The following is a 14,717-nucleotide window of genomic DNA, read 5'->3' on the forward strand; positions in this document are numbered from 1 at the left end:
CATATGGACATTGGTGACGCTTTCCGTATTCGTATTGAAGAGCGGATAGGGGAGATGGTCTCCAAATACTTCGATGGCGGATATACCGGTCATGTCACGGTGGAAAAGCAGGGATCTCGATTTATTGCCGACTGCCTTGTCCGCCTCGATACCGGTACGGTGCTGCAGGCGGCGGGCGAAGCGCAGGATCCATTACTTGCATTTGACGCAGCGGGTGAACGCGTGGACAAGCGTCTCCGGCGCTACAAAAGACGCCTGAAGTCGCATCAGGCTCCAGGTTCGAATGGGGTTTTCGATGATGTTTCTTACACGGTGATGGCGCCCGTACCGGATGATGATGAGGATATTCCGGAAGATTACGCGCCAACGATAGTTGCGGAGACATCGATGGCGCTCAGAAGCATGAGTGTGGCTTCTGCGGTCGTGGAACTCGATTTGAAGGATAGTCCCGTCGTTGTTTTCCGAAACGCTGGCAGTACGCAGGTAAATATTGTATATCGCCGCGCCGATGGAAATATTGGCTGGATCGATCCATCGACAGTGGCGGGTGAAAACGTTGCTCCGACGTGAAGAAGCGGATTCATAGCGAATTTTGAACTACCGCCCGCGTACAGCCAGTATGCGGGTGGTAATTGGAAGGAAGAGAGATAATGGATCTGGGTGATCTCATTCAGCCCGACGCTGTCCTGCCCGCATTGAAAGTCAATTCCAAGAAGCAACTCTTGCAGATCATGTCGGAAAAGGCGGCCGCCTTGACCGGCCTGAGCGAGCGAGAAGTATTTGACACAATCATACAGCGTGAACGCTTGGGCTCAACGGGCATTGGCGACGGCATTGCCATTCCCCACGGAAAGATCAATAGCGTGAAGCGAATTGCCGGCGTTTTCGCTCAGCTCGAAACACCGGTCGCTTTCGAAGCACTCGACGACCAGCCGGTCGATATCGTCTTTCTGCTCTTGGCGCCGGAAAATGCCGGGGCCGATCATCTTAAAGCACTATCCCGTATTGCGCGTATGCTGCGTGATCCCGAGCGCATTGCAAAATTGCGCACCGCCCACGATGCGGGCCTGATCTACGAACTGCTGACATCGCAGCCAGCGTCTAACGCCGCCTGAGTTTTGGCTCATAAAGCCGCCGCTTTTGAGCGGCTTATGAGGAGTGGCGGGTCTTGCGTCCGTAGAGTTCCAACCGGTGATGGACGATATCATAGCCGAGCGACCTGGCGATCTCTTCCTGTAATTTTTCAATCTTGTCTGACTTGAATTCAACTACCGCACCGGTATCGATATCGATCAGATGATCATGGTGCTCGCCGTGGGCCTGTTCGAAACGCGATGGTCCGCCATTGAAAGCATGGCGATGGATGGCACCCATCTCTTCCAGCAGATTCATGGTCCTGTAAACGGTTGAAAGAGAAATGCTGTCGTCAATCTCTATGGCACGATGGAAAATCTTCATCGCATCAGGGTGGTCTTCGGTGGATGTCAGAATGTCGATGATAATCCGCCGAGGCCTGGTGATACGAACACCAGCCTTACGCAGTTCTTTTTCATAATCCGGCTTCTGATTCAGTGCATGTTTCATAGCGCCGACTATGCGCCAGATCGACGTCAGTTGCAAAGATTCTCAACTGGTAATCCGACTGGAAATGAGTTCTTCGGCCTGAAATAACCCCGCCGCCGGTGAAATGTCACAGGCGGCAGGAGTGTAACAACGCCGAAGTTAGCGTTATGGCGCGAGCACTTCGATAATAACTTTGTGCTCACCCGTGGGCTCCAATAGAATGCCATTTTCCGCTTTAGCGAGCTTCTTACCGTTGACAGTGATTTTACCGGCACCCTTTGACGTCGCTTTGACTTCTATCGAATAGCGGGCCTCGCCGTTGCGCAGAACGAAATTGAAGCCGCTCCATTCCGATGGAAGCGCAGGATCGACGAACAGCCTGTCATTTCGGCGACTGATACCGAGGATACCTTCTGTTGCCACACGGTAGAGCCAGCCAGCGGATCCGGTATACCAAGTCCAGCCGCCGCGTCCGCGCATAGGGTCTACCGAATAAACGTCTGCAGCCACTACGTAAGGTTCCACACGATAAAACTCGGCCTTGTCCATTGTCAGCGAATGGTTGATGGGGTTTAGCTTCTTGAACCAGCGGTACGCTTCATCCGCATCGCCGAGCTTCGCCATGGCAAGAACTGCCCAGGTTGCGGCATGCGTATATTGCCCGCCATTTTCGCGCACACCTACCGGATAACTCTTGATATAGCCTGGATCATGCCGCGTTTTGTTGAATGGTGGCGTGAACAGCTTGATGATATCGACTTCATCGTCGATAAGATGCGTTGCGACCGAGTGCATTGCCCGCTTGCTTCGGTCTGGATCGCCATAGCCGGATATGACGCTCCAGGATTGAGCGATCGAGTCGATCTTGCACTCATCGCTCTTTTTCGAGCCAAGAGGAGCACCATCGTCAAAGTAGCCGCGACGATACCAGTCGCCATCCCAACCGTCCTTCTCGAGAGCGGCTTTCAGACTCTCAATATGGGCCTCCCATCGCAGGATGCGTTCCTTGTCCTTGAAATGCCTTGCGATCGGCAAGACGTCGCGCAGAGTGCTGACCAGGAACCAGCCAAGCCATATGCTTTCGCCCTTGCCGTCCTCACCGACGCGGTTCATGCCGTCGTTCCAGTCACCTGTCAGCATCAGCGGCAGGCCGTGGGAGCCTGTGCGGGCAACGGCAAGGTCAAGTGCACGGGCTGCATGCTCATATACCCTGACTTTCTCGTCGGAGATCGTCGGTTGGTAAAAGGCGTCATGCTCACCGTTCTCGAGTGCCCTGCCTTCGATGAATGCGACTTGCTCATCCAGTATACTCATGTCGCCGGTCACCGAGGTATAGTGGGCAATGGCATAGCCGAGCCAGACCACATCGTCGGAGATCTTCGTGCGAACGCCTGCGCCAGTCGTTGGCAACCACCAGTGTTGAACATCGCCTTCTTTGAATTGACGGGCCGACACGTTGAGAATTTGATGACGTGCGAGCGATGGGTCCAGGATCAGCATGGATAGGGTATCCTGTAACTGGTCGCGGAAGCCAAAGGCGCCGCTCGCCTGGTAGAAAGCTGAACGTGCCCAGATACGACAGGCGAGGCTCTGATAAGGCAGCCAGCGGTTCACCATGACATTGAAAGCGTCGTCCGGGGTGTCAACTTGCAATCCATCGAGGAAGTCTGTCCAGATCGCTCTCGAAGATGAGAAAGTGTCTTTGAACGGCCGCTTGCTATGGCTTGCAAGAATCTCGCGGGCCTCCTCGTGGCTGCCGGCATCGCCCATATAGAAGACCAGCTCCTGCGTTTCACCCGCGGCGACTTTGATATCGACTGCTAGTGCAGCACAGGGATCGCCACCGGCTTCGACCATGTTTGACAGCATCCTTGCCTGAAGCACCGCATCTGGACGATCAACAGAACCGAGGGCTCCGAAGAACTCAGCACGGTCGGCTGTGTAGGACTGCGGCTTTACACTGGCAGCATAGAACGCCACACGCTCACGCCGGTCCGTGCCGTATGGATTACGGGCAAACAAAACGCCCGTTTCAGGATCGCACGACGGCACGATGAACGGCGCGGTCTTTGCGCGAGCATTGCCAAGCACCCATTCAACAAATCCGTAAACACGCAATTGCTTGGCGGTACCGCCATTGTTCGTGATCTTGAGGCTCGATAGGCGAACGGGTTGGTCGGGATCGATCGTATGCGTAAGCTCAAGTCCTATATTGCCGTGGCGTGAAATAAAGGTCGAATAACCTTGTCCATGCCGGGTCTCATACTGGACAGAGGGGTCGCGAAGCACCGATGCCGTCGGTGAGAACGCGGCGTTCTTGTCCGTATCCACCACATAAATCGCCTCACCGGACCGGTTGATGACCGGATCATTCGACCACTGTGTCAGCTGATAGTCGCGGCTATTGCCGGACCAGGTGAAACCCGCGCCTTCGGCTGATACATGAAAGCCAAAATTGGGGTTGGATATCACATTGATCCAGGGCTGTGGGGTGCTGCCCAGCCCACCAAGACGAACGACATATTCGCCGCTTTTCATGTCGAAGCCGCCAAACCCGTTCCAGAATGATAGGTCGTCTGCAGAAATCTTGGGACGCCGTTTGTTCATGAGCTGCGTCGGCGCCGGCGCGATCCCCCGCAAATCGCTATTCTCAATGTCACCGGTTATTATAGATTTACCCCTGGTTTCCGTGACAGGCACCAGGTCCGCAGTCAGTCCTGCGATGCGTTTCAATTGCTCGGAAAGCGAACCATTTTGCGCGTGCAGGACAATACGGGCTGCAGCCAGAAGTGTGTTGTAACTGGCGTCACTCATTTGATCCTTACGCACCGCAAAGATGTGGACACGCGGTCCAAGCTGAGCGCCGCGGGCACGGCTATTTTCACAGATCGCTTCCAAGCCGCGCTGGAAATCCTGCGCGTAGGAGAAGGAACGTTCATTGATGACGACAACATCGACAACAAGACCCTTCGCACGCCAATATTCGTGAGCCTTCAAGAGGTTCCTCAGGGTTTCCATATCGGCTTCATCGTCGATACGCAGCGCAAGGATCGGGAAGTCACCGGAGATCGACATGGGCCAAAGCTCGGATTGGCTGCCGAGGCCGCTTGCTATGTTTTCCGACGGCATGCGCAGTGCCTTGTCGGGATAGATCAGGCTGGTTGCGACGCGCTGGAATTCAGCTGCCTCGTCGGGATTGATACCGATGTGGTGGAGGCGAACCTGCGAGCTCGTCCACGACAGCGAGAATTCACGGGTAAAGCAATCCGGATGGCGGAAGCGGGAAACGACCTCCTCAAGCTCCTGACGGTTGGGACGTACGAGAGTCCAGAAGACCAACGTCACTTTCTTGTGCGCGGGAACGCGAACACGGCAACGCAGCGAAGCGATGGGGTCGAGCACAAAACCATGACTGCCGCTGAGGGTCGCGCCTTCGTCGAAAGCAGCAGGATTGCGCAAAGAGCGCCCCCGGCCGATAAAGTTGCGCCGGTCGGTTTCAGCCTGAATTTCACGCATCGCACCGGAACTGTCGCTTACGACATGGGCCACATGGATATCCGGATCGTCATTACCCCGCTTGCGGCGCGTGGCGTAGATCGCATCGCCACGCTTGTCGATCTCGGTCTCCACGAACATCTTGGCAAACGCCGGGTGAGCAGTATCGGTATCTTCGTTCGTCAATACCAGTTCGGCGTAAGACGTGACTTCAATGATGCGATCTTTGGTGCCAGTGTTGGTGATGACGATACGGCGGCCTTCGCCGTCGGAATCCGAGGCCACGATCGCCTCAACGGTAGTATGGATCGTGCCATTTTCCTTGACGAATTCCGCCTTGTAATCGGCGAAGATGGATGTGCTCTTCTCGCCTGCAACGCGCACGGGGTCGCCTGTCGCTGACCACCATTCGCCATTTTCGAGATCCCGCAAAAACAGGAACGTACCGTAACCGCTTTCGAGCGGATCGGGTTGGAAACGTGTAATGGCAAGGCCATTCCAGCGGCTGTATCCGCCGCCATTGGCAGTGACCATGACCGAATAATGTCCGTTCGACATTATCTGCGTTGCGGTTGGCGCACTCAATGGATTCTGGATGAAGCGGATAGAAGCCGTTTCTTCCGAGCTTTCCACGGCCTTGCGCATCGGGTTCTCTGCCTTGGCTTGTAGAACCGGTATTTCGCGTGGAGCTTTCTCTTGCAGAAGCAGCTCGGCTGCTTCGATTACAGGGTCCGCGTGGAAACGCTCACGCATTCGACCTTCGAACACAACATTGTTGACGGCGACAATCGACATGCCGTGATGGTGGGCCATGTAATTGCGGACCACGGCATATTCTTCATCTTCGCGGACGCGTGACTTGGTAAAGTCCACGGCGTCATAAAAACCATACTGTCCTAGTGCACCCATGGCGCGCAGACGTTGCAGATTCTTGACAGCTGCCGCCGGTTGATACTGGCTGGCCATAATGCTGGCATACGGCGCCACAACATAATTCTTGGAAAGGCCGCGCTTGAGGCCGAGTGTCGGAACGCCGAAATTGGTGTATTGGTAGTTCATCTCCGGGTCGCGGGCGTTATAAGCCGCTTCGGAAATACCCCACGGCAGCCCTTTTGACTCTCCATATTCAATCTGCCGTTGCACAATCAGCTTGTTGGTTTGATCCAACATGCTTCCTAGCGGTTCGATCATGACCAGGGGCGGCATGAGGTATTCGAACATCGACCCGGACCAGGAGACCAGCGCACCACGCCAGCCAACGGGGACGAGCAATCGCCCGAGTTTGAACCAGTGATCGACCGGGATATCGCCCTTTGCGATGGCAAAGAGGCTGGCCAGGCGTGCTTCGGAGGCCAGAAGGTCATAACAACTTGCATCAAGCTCGTTGGTTTCCACGCGGAAACCGATGGACAAAAGGCGCCGCTCCTTGCGCTCCAGGAAGGTGAAATCGGTGTCGAAAGCAAGTTGCCGCGCTCGTGTGGCGAGGGTACCCAAGCGTTCGCGCAGAATGTCTGTGCTCTCGTGACTGCCGATTGCATCGTCCGTATGTCCTTGACACGTCTTGACGAGCAGGAGCGCCCACTCATTGGCGGTGGCGCTAATCGGGCTTTCGAGTTCGCCATGCAATTCTTCGGTCAGGCGCTGGATATCTCCCGCGAAGAGAGCAAGGTTGATTGTGCGTAGCGATGCGGTTTCGGGCTCCTCCTTGATCGTCGTAATTGCCCGGCGGAAATTGGAAACGCGTTCTTCAAGGCGACGGCGCAAGGGCCTCAAAACGCGGCGATCATCCGGAATGTCGCTGATGGCTTCTTCAAGAATATYGCTGACGTCGAGAACACCGTCGAGATCGCTCTGTAGGTAAACCGAGGGTGCCTCAGCCCATTTCTCCAGCGCCGAAGACAAAGCGACGAGATGGCCCGCCAAATTACCGCTGTCCACCGCCGAAACGTAAAGTGGAAGTAGTGGGCGAAGGGTTGTCGTTTCGTACCAGTTGTAGAGGTGGCCGCGATATTTCTCCATCTTCTCGAGGGTTTCGAGGGTCTGGTCGATACGGGTCAGGGTCTCGTTGAAGCTGATCCAACCGAAGTCCCGGGCTGCGACAGTCGAGAGCAGATACATGCCGATATTGGTCGGCGACGTGCGCGTCGCAATAACGGGATACGGGTCTTCCTGGAAATTGTCCGGTGGAATGAAGTTTTGCTCTTTGGTGACGAATGTATCGTAGTAGTGCCACGTACGGCKGGCGAAACGCCGCAGTTCACCCTTGTCGGATGAGCGCACGTTCAAATCGTCGAGAGGTTTGGCTGAGCGGCTGACGAGCCAGGCAATTACCGGCGATAGCAGCCAGATCAGTGCGAAGGGAACTGCGAGAAACCAAGCCCGGCTTTGAATCGCCAAGGGAAGGCCAATAGCGATCAGGGCGACAATTATCGCGGGCCACATGAGTTGCAGGTAGTAGCTCAGCGTATCGGGTGAACTCGTCTTTGCTTGGGCCGCAGCGCGCCACTCAAGCAGATGTTTGCGCGAAATGAACAGACGATAAAGCGTGCGGACGATCGCATCGAGCATCAAGCAGGCCATGTTGGCAATGAAGGTGATGCGCAGGGCGATGTCTGCCGCCCCGGCAAAAATATCCGTGAGAATCGCCTGGAAGTGCCCCTTGAGCGACAGGTTCATGTCTGTCGGCACCAGGTTTGTAAATAGTATCATCGTCGGCACGATGAACATGCTGAAAATCATGAAGCACTGCCACAGTGTGGCAAGTCCCGGTGGCAGCAATGTCCAACCTGCAATGGAAGCCAGGATCCAGAAGATCGGTGTAAGCGAGCGGCGAAGATTGTCGACCATCTTCCAGCGCGTGACCGCGGTGACACCCGGTCGTGTGCTGAAAAGATAAGGCAGGAGCTGCCAGTCGCCACGCGTCCAGCGATGATGGCGCGAGATATCGACATTGTAGCCCGTGGGGTAATCCTCGACCACTTCGACATCACTTACGAGCGCGCTACGTGCATAGCCGCCTTCGAGCAGGTCATGGCTCAGAACTGCGTTCTCACCGATCTTTCCGTCAAGTGCGGCTTCAAAGAAATCGATGTCATAAAGGCCTTTGCCGGTGAACGTGCCTTCTCCCAGCACGTCCTGATAGACATCGGAAACTGCGAAAACGTAAGGGTCAATGCCGCGATTGACCGAAAAGACGCGCTGCAGGAACGAGGCATCATCGCCGGTCGTCAGCGAGGGGGTGACGCGAGGCTGCAAGATGGCATAGCCACTGACCACACGGCCTGCCTTGGCGCTGTAGATGGGTCGATTGAGCGGGTGAATAAGCTTGCCGGCCAGACGATTGACGGAGTCCGGCGTCAGGCGGGTGTCCGAGTCGAGCGTCATCACAAACTTGATGTCGGTCGGGATTTCCTCGTTCGACGGGAAATACGTCGTATCTTTGTCGCCGCGCAGCAGCATATTGAGCTCGTGCAGTTTGCCGCGCTTGCGCTCCCAGCCCATCCAGCGGTTCTCCTGCGCATTGAACAGGCGCTTGCGATGCAACAGGAAGAAGCGGGGATTGTTTTGCGTATAGTGCTCGTTGAGCGCGGTGATTTTCTCCCGCGCATAGTCGAAGATGTCGAGATCATCGTCGGTCTGTTCGAATTTGCTGTCGGCCCAGTCCGTCAAAAGGGCGAAATAGACCTCGCCACGCGGATTGGTGAGATAGTGAACTTCGAGATTGCGGATATGCTCATCGACGGAGTCACGCGAGGTGATCAGCGTCGGCACGGCAACGAGGGTTTTTGCCTCTGGAGGCAGGCCATTCTTGTACTCGAAGCCGATGAGCCGCGTCGGCGGCATGAACATCGGTATGATCCAGTTGACGAAGCCGTTGGCCGTCTCCATCGTGGGGAACACTGCCAGCAAAGTGAACAGCCAGGTCATGCCGTCAGACAATCCGGCACGGCGCAGGAAATAATTGATCAGTAAGAGAATGGCGATCGAGAAAAACGAAGCTGGCGCCCACAAGCCGGCGAGACCCAATCTCCGGTAGAAACGTACCCAGCGAATAAGCACGGTCGGCTTGTAGCCACATGTCTCTTCAAGTTCCGGACGGCCGTCTCCGGCAAGATAATAGCCGACATCGCGTTTGCGCTGCTCGGTAACACCGCCTGCGCCAGCGGTCTCTTCAGCACTTTTATGTGCAAGTTCTAGAGCCGATTGTGTGATGTCGTGTTCGCTCTTGCCTGAGCGGCGTGCAATCTTTTCAATAGCAACGCGGTAGGCATTGCGAGAATGAAAGTCGAGAGCATCGAAATTGGAGTTGTCGCGCAGAACGGCATCGACGCCGCTAACTGTCTCAAACCAGGTAATCCAGTCGACGTCATCGATCGCCTTCAGGCTTCGAATGAGGTTGCCCATGCTCACGCCGCCCGTCGATTGGCGTGTATGTTCCTGAATGATGGCATCCTCGGAATCGCTGCCATTCTTTTCGAGCTCGTCTTCGAGCCACGCGACCGCGGCTCCGGAGTGAGCGGTGCCGCCGCGCAAACGGTAGAGCAGGTGGGTGGCAAAAGYGCTGTCCTTGGCCGCTGGCGCATACTGTGCCAAAAGCTGCGGGAGGGTATCTTTCTCAGCGTTCAGTGTGATTTCGTCGGCAACGCTATTGGCATAGGCGCGCATGCGGCGGGCACGCTCGACGCGCAGCGAAAGACGCCGGGCATTCTCGATTAGAATAAAGCGAACGGCGGATGGAAGTGCCCACAATTCGCCGATATGCAGCGGTTCGACGGTCTGGAACCCTTCAACGATGGCGCTCAGGCTATTCAGCGAAAACTGACTGTCCGTGTGCGCGACGTAAAGCCAGGCGAGCGCCATTACCCGGGGGATGTTGGGCTGGTTCGCTAGTGGCGGCAACTGTCTGAAAAATTTCTTGGGCAGGTCGCGCTCGACCTGCTGTATGTTCTGGTCGACCAGGTAATAGTTGTCCAAAAGCCATTGAGCCGCTGGTGTTATCGTTTCGCCGTTGCGTGCTGCCGCATCGGAGGAACGGTAGGAATGCAGGATCAGCCTGGCGTTTTCGACAGTTCGCTGCTCGAAAACCATCGGCTCGTAATCGGGCAATCGGACGTCTTCGCCCTTCGCTACCCGGGTCCCAAGATCCCTCAAATCGTCGATCGATTTGTAATGAGCCCGTATAGGGTTAGGTTGGACAGCAAAAATCTGACCAACAGTCTTCTTCTGGGATGCAAACGCTTGAAAAAAGCTCAATACGGGCATTGTTTTCATTTCAGTTTGGAAGAAAGAATCTTCGGGATTGCAGCACTAAGGCGATCAGGGGCCGATCGTCCCACGTTCAGTTTACGGTCTAATCAGGTCATGGCAATTAAGCTATCACCACTTTTATCGTTAGCGATCAGTTTTGATGAAAATGAGTCAGATTTCTATTAGCCTTTGTACGCAATTTTGAAGCTTCTGCACAGGGGAAAGCCGCTGTAGCGGCGGGTCGCAGCCGAACAACCCACCGCTTCGCGATAACTGTGAGGCCACTAACTGTAACAAAAAAGACCGGGATTTGGCCATCCCGGTCTTTCGCCCAGTTGGGTCGCATCAGCTCTTCGGGAACACGCGCCAATGTTTGGGGCGAAAAGCGATGCGGCTTGTTTCCGTTGCCGGATGGTCGGCTGGAATTTCGATCTCCACATGATCGGTTACCCCAGCTATTCGGAGCTCGATGCGCCGTGTAGCACCGACACGGCGGCTTGCAACGACTGTACCGGCGATGCCTTCATCGGAGCCCTCAATAAGATCGACATCGTGCGGCCTGAAATACAGCAGTCCTTCGCCGTCAGGTCGATCGCTCGAGATACTCAACGCTTGGCCATCAAGCCATAATTCGCCGTTCTTGATCTGAACGCCGATGGAACTCGACTCACCGATGAAGCTGTAGACAAACGGTGAATTCGGCCGGTCATAGACCTCATCGGGGGTGCCGATCTGTTCTATCCTGCCTTGGCTCATGACCACGACGCGGTCTGCCAATTCAAGCGCCTCGTCCTGATCGTGCGTCACGAAAACAGTCGTGTGCTTGGTCTTGTCGTGAATCTCACGCAACCAGCGGCGAAGCTCCTTGCGGACCTTCGCATCGAGCGCGCCAAAGGGTTCGTCCAGCAACAACACACGTGGTTCGATAGCCATGGCACGGGCGAGCGCGACGCGTTGACGCTGGCCGCCCGAGAGCTGCGCCGGATAGCGCTTCTCAAGGCCGGAAAGCTGCACGAAGTCAAGAAGTTCCGACGAGCGTCGACGAATTTCGTCCTTGCTGGGCCGACTTGAACCCGGACGTACCTTCAGGCCGAAGCCGACATTGTCAATCACTGTCATGTGGCGGAACAGAGCATAATGTTGAAAGACGAAACCGACATTCCGCTCCTGCACGGACTTCAGCGAAGCATCCTCGTCGCCAAAGAAAACCTTGCCCTCGGTGGGAGTTTCAAGTCCCGCGATCAGGCGCAACAGCGTGGTCTTGCCAGATCCGGACGGACCGAGCAGCGCAATGAGTTCGCCAGAATTGATATCAAGTGAAACGTCGTGCAGCGCTGGAAACCGATCGAATTCCTTGCGTACACCACTTACGCGAACATCCATAAATTCTATTCCCCTCTACGACCTAGTGTCCGCCAACTGCACGTAGCTCCGCGCCGTATCTCAGCTCCAGCAGAGTCTTGAGAACGAGTGTTACCAGCGCAAGAAGCGCCAGGAGCGAAGCCACTGCGAAAGCAGCGACAAAATTATATTCATTATAAAGAATTTCGACATGCAGCGGCATCGTGTTTGTGAGGCCCCTGATATGTCCTGAAACGACAGACACTGCGCCAAATTCCCCCATGGCCCGGGCGTTGCATAAAAGTACGCCGTAGAGCAAGCCCCATTTGATGTTTGGAAGCGTCACGTGCCAGAACGTCTGCCAGCCATTGGCCCCGAGCGATAACGCGGCTTCTTCATCGGTCGTACCTTGCTCTTGCATCAGCGGAATCAATTCCCTCGCAACAAATGGAAAGGTGACGAACATGGTCGCCAGCACGATTCCTGGCACGGCAAAAAGGATCTCGATGCCATGTGATTTCAGCCAAGGACCCAGTGCGGATTGAGAACTGAACAACAGTACATATACGAGGCCGGAAATGACGGGCGATACCGAGAACGGCAGATCGATCAATGTGGTCAGGAAAGCCTTGCCCTTGAATTCGAACTTGGCGATCGCCCACGCTGCAACAACGCCGAAAACAACGTTGAGCGGTACCGCAATGGTAGCTACCAGCAGTGTCAGACGAATGGCTGCCTGAGCATCAGGTTCTGAAAATGCAGCGAAATATTCGGCAGGACCCTTGCGAAACGCTTCGACAAAAACCGATACGAGCGGAAGCACAAGAAACAGCGCAAGAAAAACCAGGGCAATACCGGTCAGAACAAAGCGTGCCGTGCGCCGCTCGGTGGTGGCGTGCCGCGCCGTGGCTGTTGGATCTGTGATTTGAACAGGATCAAGCGCCATAACCATACCTCCTTCGGCTCCAGGCCTGAATGAGATTGATGACGAAAAGCATGAAAAATGAGATCAACAGCATGATCGTAGCAATCGCAGTCGCACCTGCATAATCAAATTCCTCCAGCCGGATCACAATCAAAAGCGGTGCAATTTCTGAGACATAAGGAAGGTTTCCAGCGATAAAGATCACAGAACCGTACTCACCTACCGCCCTCGCAAATGCCAGCGCGAATCCAGTCAGGATGGCCGGCTGCAAGCCCGGCAAGAGCACCCGCGTAATTGTCTGGAAGCGATTGGCGCCGAGTGTCGCTGCAGCTTCTTCGACTTCCTTGCGGATTTCTTCCATCACTGGCTGAACGGTCCGAACCACAAAGGGCAGTCCGATAAAGATCAAGGCGATGGTTATGCCGATCGGCGTGAAAGCAACCTTGATCCCGATCAAATCGAGCCAATGACCTATCCAGCCGTTTCTGGAATAAAGCGCCGTCAGCGCAATGCCGGCAACTGCGGTCGGCAACGCAAACGGCAGATCGACGATGGCATCGACAATTCGACGGCCTGGAAACCGGTAGCGCACCAGTACCCACGCAACGATGACACCGAAGATAACGTTGATCACAGCAGCAATAAGGGATGTCCCAAAGCTGATTTTCAGCGCATTTACGGTTCGTGGATCAGTCGCTACGTGCCAAAATCCGGGAAACCCCAATGATGCCGAGCGCAAGACAAGGCCTGTTAAAGGAATGAGAACAATCAGTGCGAGGTAGGCAAGAGTGAAGCCGAGCGTCATTCCAAATCCTGGAATAACGCTCGGCTGCTTAAACCGCCAACCCGCTTTCGCAAGGTTGGATGTCATGTTGTTACTGTTTCGGCTTGTAAATCTGGTCAAACGTTCCGCCATCTCCGAAGTGATAGGGCTGTGCCTTTGCCCATCCGCCGAAGATTGGATCATCGATCGTAACCAGTTTCAACTCCGGTAATTTTTTGATCAGCTCCGGCGGTACCAGTTCAGGCTCGGAGGGACGATAATAGTGCTTGGCTGCGATCGTCTGGCCCTCCTTGGAATAAAGATATCCAAGATAGGCTTCAGCTACCTTGCGTGTGCCTTTTGCATCAACATTCGCATCTACCACGGCAACCGACGGCTGGGCGAGGATCGAGCTGGGTGGAACGACGATATCGAATTTGTCATCGCCGAATTCCGCTGATGCCAGGTAGGCCTCATTTTCCCAGGCAAGCAATACGTCACCGAGTTCGCGCTGGGCGAATGTATTGGTCGCGCCGCGTGCACCGGAATCGAGCACGGGAACGTGCTGGAACAAATTTCCAATATACTCCTTGATCTTGGCCTCATCGCCGCCGTACTGCGCGTTGGCCCAAGCCCATGCCGCAAGGTAATTCCAGCGGGCGCCACCGGACGTTTTAGGATTAGGCGTGATCACCTCTACACCATCTTTGACGAGGTCCCCCCAATCCTTGATGCCCTTCGGATTGCCCTTGCGCACGAGAAAAACGATGGTCGACGTGTAGGGCGCAGAGTTGTGCGGAAATTTCTTGATCCAGTCGGGATTGATTTTCTTGGCTTTAACGATGGCATTCACATCGCTTTCAAGCGCCAGCGTCACGACATCCGCGTCCAGCCCATCGATGACGGAACGTGCCTGCGCACCTGAGCCGCCGTGAGATGCCTGGATAGTCACTGTCTCGCCCGTGTCGGCTTTCCACTTGGCTGCGAACGCCGCATTGAAATCCTTGTAAAGCTCGCGTGTCGGGTCGTAAGACACGTTCAAAAGGGTGGTGTCCGCGTTGGCAGCAGACATCGGCTGAATGGCGACCGTTGCTGCAAGCAACACAGCCGCCAGTGCTAGGGAAAATCGAGAATGTTTCATGCCTGCCTCCGTATGATTAGAACTGAAGCGTAGCAGAGCGCTCCCAAATAGGGGCGTTAGAAAGAATTCCTTTTACAGGGAAAAATTAGAATATTCTACCGTATCGGCATAGTCTACTGAAACAGTCGTCTATTATGGGTGAGCATAGGATTCTCTCAAACTTAAGTAGCACGGCCGTTTGTGGCCGATTGAGTAGGTCGCTGCCGTCTTTTCTGGAAAATGGGACCATGCTGGAATAATCG

8 protein-coding genes are annotated in these 14,717 nt (G+C 55.1%); 2 read left to right on the forward strand and 6 right to left on the reverse strand.

The features are described from left to right. Together hpf and ptsN are read left to right on the forward strand one after the other, a co-directional pair. Window positions 1–570: ribosome hibernation-promoting factor, HPF/YfiA family (gene hpf / locus ACXJ5O_RS06805; protein ID WP_457299224.1), on the forward strand; the 570-nt coding region annotated here is incomplete at its 5' end. An 80-nt stretch (window positions 571–650) separates the two neighbouring features. Continuing rightward, window positions 651–1,115 (forward strand): PTS IIA-like nitrogen regulatory protein PtsN, encoded by a 465-nt coding sequence (ptsN, locus tag ACXJ5O_RS06810; protein WP_112525519.1) that lies wholly within the window; start codon window positions 651–653, stop codon window positions 1,113–1,115. Between the two features lie 34 nt (window positions 1,116–1,149). Here ptsN and ACXJ5O_RS06815 read toward each other — a convergent pair whose 3' ends face one another. From ACXJ5O_RS06815 to ACXJ5O_RS06840, 6 genes are all read right to left on the reverse strand, one after another. Further along, a complete protein-coding gene (locus ACXJ5O_RS06815) occupies window positions 1,150–1,584 on the reverse strand; it encodes a transcriptional repressor (protein ID WP_457299225.1) in 435 nt (144 codons plus the stop codon). A gap of 144 nt (window positions 1,585–1,728) precedes the next feature. Continuing rightward, complete coding sequence (locus ACXJ5O_RS06820; RefSeq protein ID WP_457299229.1) at window positions 1,729–10,320, reverse strand: GH36-type glycosyl hydrolase domain-containing protein; 8,592 nt, start codon at window positions 10,318–10,320, stop codon at window positions 1,729–1,731. 330 nt (window positions 10,321–10,650) lie between these two features. Then, complete coding sequence (locus ACXJ5O_RS06825; RefSeq protein ID WP_457299226.1) at window positions 10,651–11,688, reverse strand: sulfate/molybdate ABC transporter ATP-binding protein; 1,038 nt, start codon at window positions 11,686–11,688, stop codon at window positions 10,651–10,653. Between the two features lie 22 nt (window positions 11,689–11,710). Beyond that, window positions 11,711–12,592, reverse strand: coding sequence for a sulfate ABC transporter permease subunit CysW (cysW, locus tag ACXJ5O_RS06830; RefSeq protein WP_457299227.1), 882 nt, complete (start codon window positions 12,590–12,592; stop codon window positions 11,711–11,713). Continuing rightward, window positions 12,582–13,442: a sulfate ABC transporter permease subunit CysT gene (gene cysT / locus ACXJ5O_RS06835; protein WP_224507966.1), complete on the reverse strand. Its 861-nt coding sequence runs from the start codon at window positions 13,440–13,442 to the stop codon at window positions 12,582–12,584. Before cysT ends, cysW begins: the two co-directional genes overlap by 11 nt. 4 nt (window positions 13,443–13,446) lie before the next feature. Continuing rightward, window positions 13,447–14,475, reverse strand: coding sequence for a sulfate ABC transporter substrate-binding protein (locus ACXJ5O_RS06840; RefSeq protein WP_457299228.1), 1,029 nt, complete (start codon window positions 14,473–14,475; stop codon window positions 13,447–13,449). Window positions 14,476–14,717: the final 242 nt, after the last annotated feature.

The organism is Phyllobacterium sp. P5_D12 (genome assembly GCF_054049495.1).

Coding starts and splice junctions, on each gene's coding strand:
- ACXJ5O_RS06825 (WP_457299226.1), bottom strand. CDS start 11,688: ATGGATGTTCGCGTAAGTGGTGTACGCAAGGAATTCGATCGGTTTCCA.
- ACXJ5O_RS06815 (WP_457299225.1), bottom strand. CDS start 1,584: ATGAAACATGCACTGAATCAGAAGCCGGATTATGAAAAAGAACTGCGT.
- cysT (WP_224507966.1), bottom strand. CDS start 13,442: ATGACATCCAACCTTGCGAAAGCGGGTTGGCGGTTTAAGCAGCCGAGC.
- ACXJ5O_RS06840 (WP_457299228.1), bottom strand. CDS start 14,475: ATGAAACATTCTCGATTTTCCCTAGCACTGGCGGCTGTGTTGCTTGCA.
- cysW (WP_457299227.1), bottom strand. CDS start 12,592: ATGGCGCTTGATCCTGTTCAAATCACAGATCCAACAGCCACGGCGCGG.
- ptsN (WP_112525519.1), top strand. CDS start 651: ATGGATCTGGGTGATCTCATTCAGCCCGACGCTGTCCTGCCCGCATTG.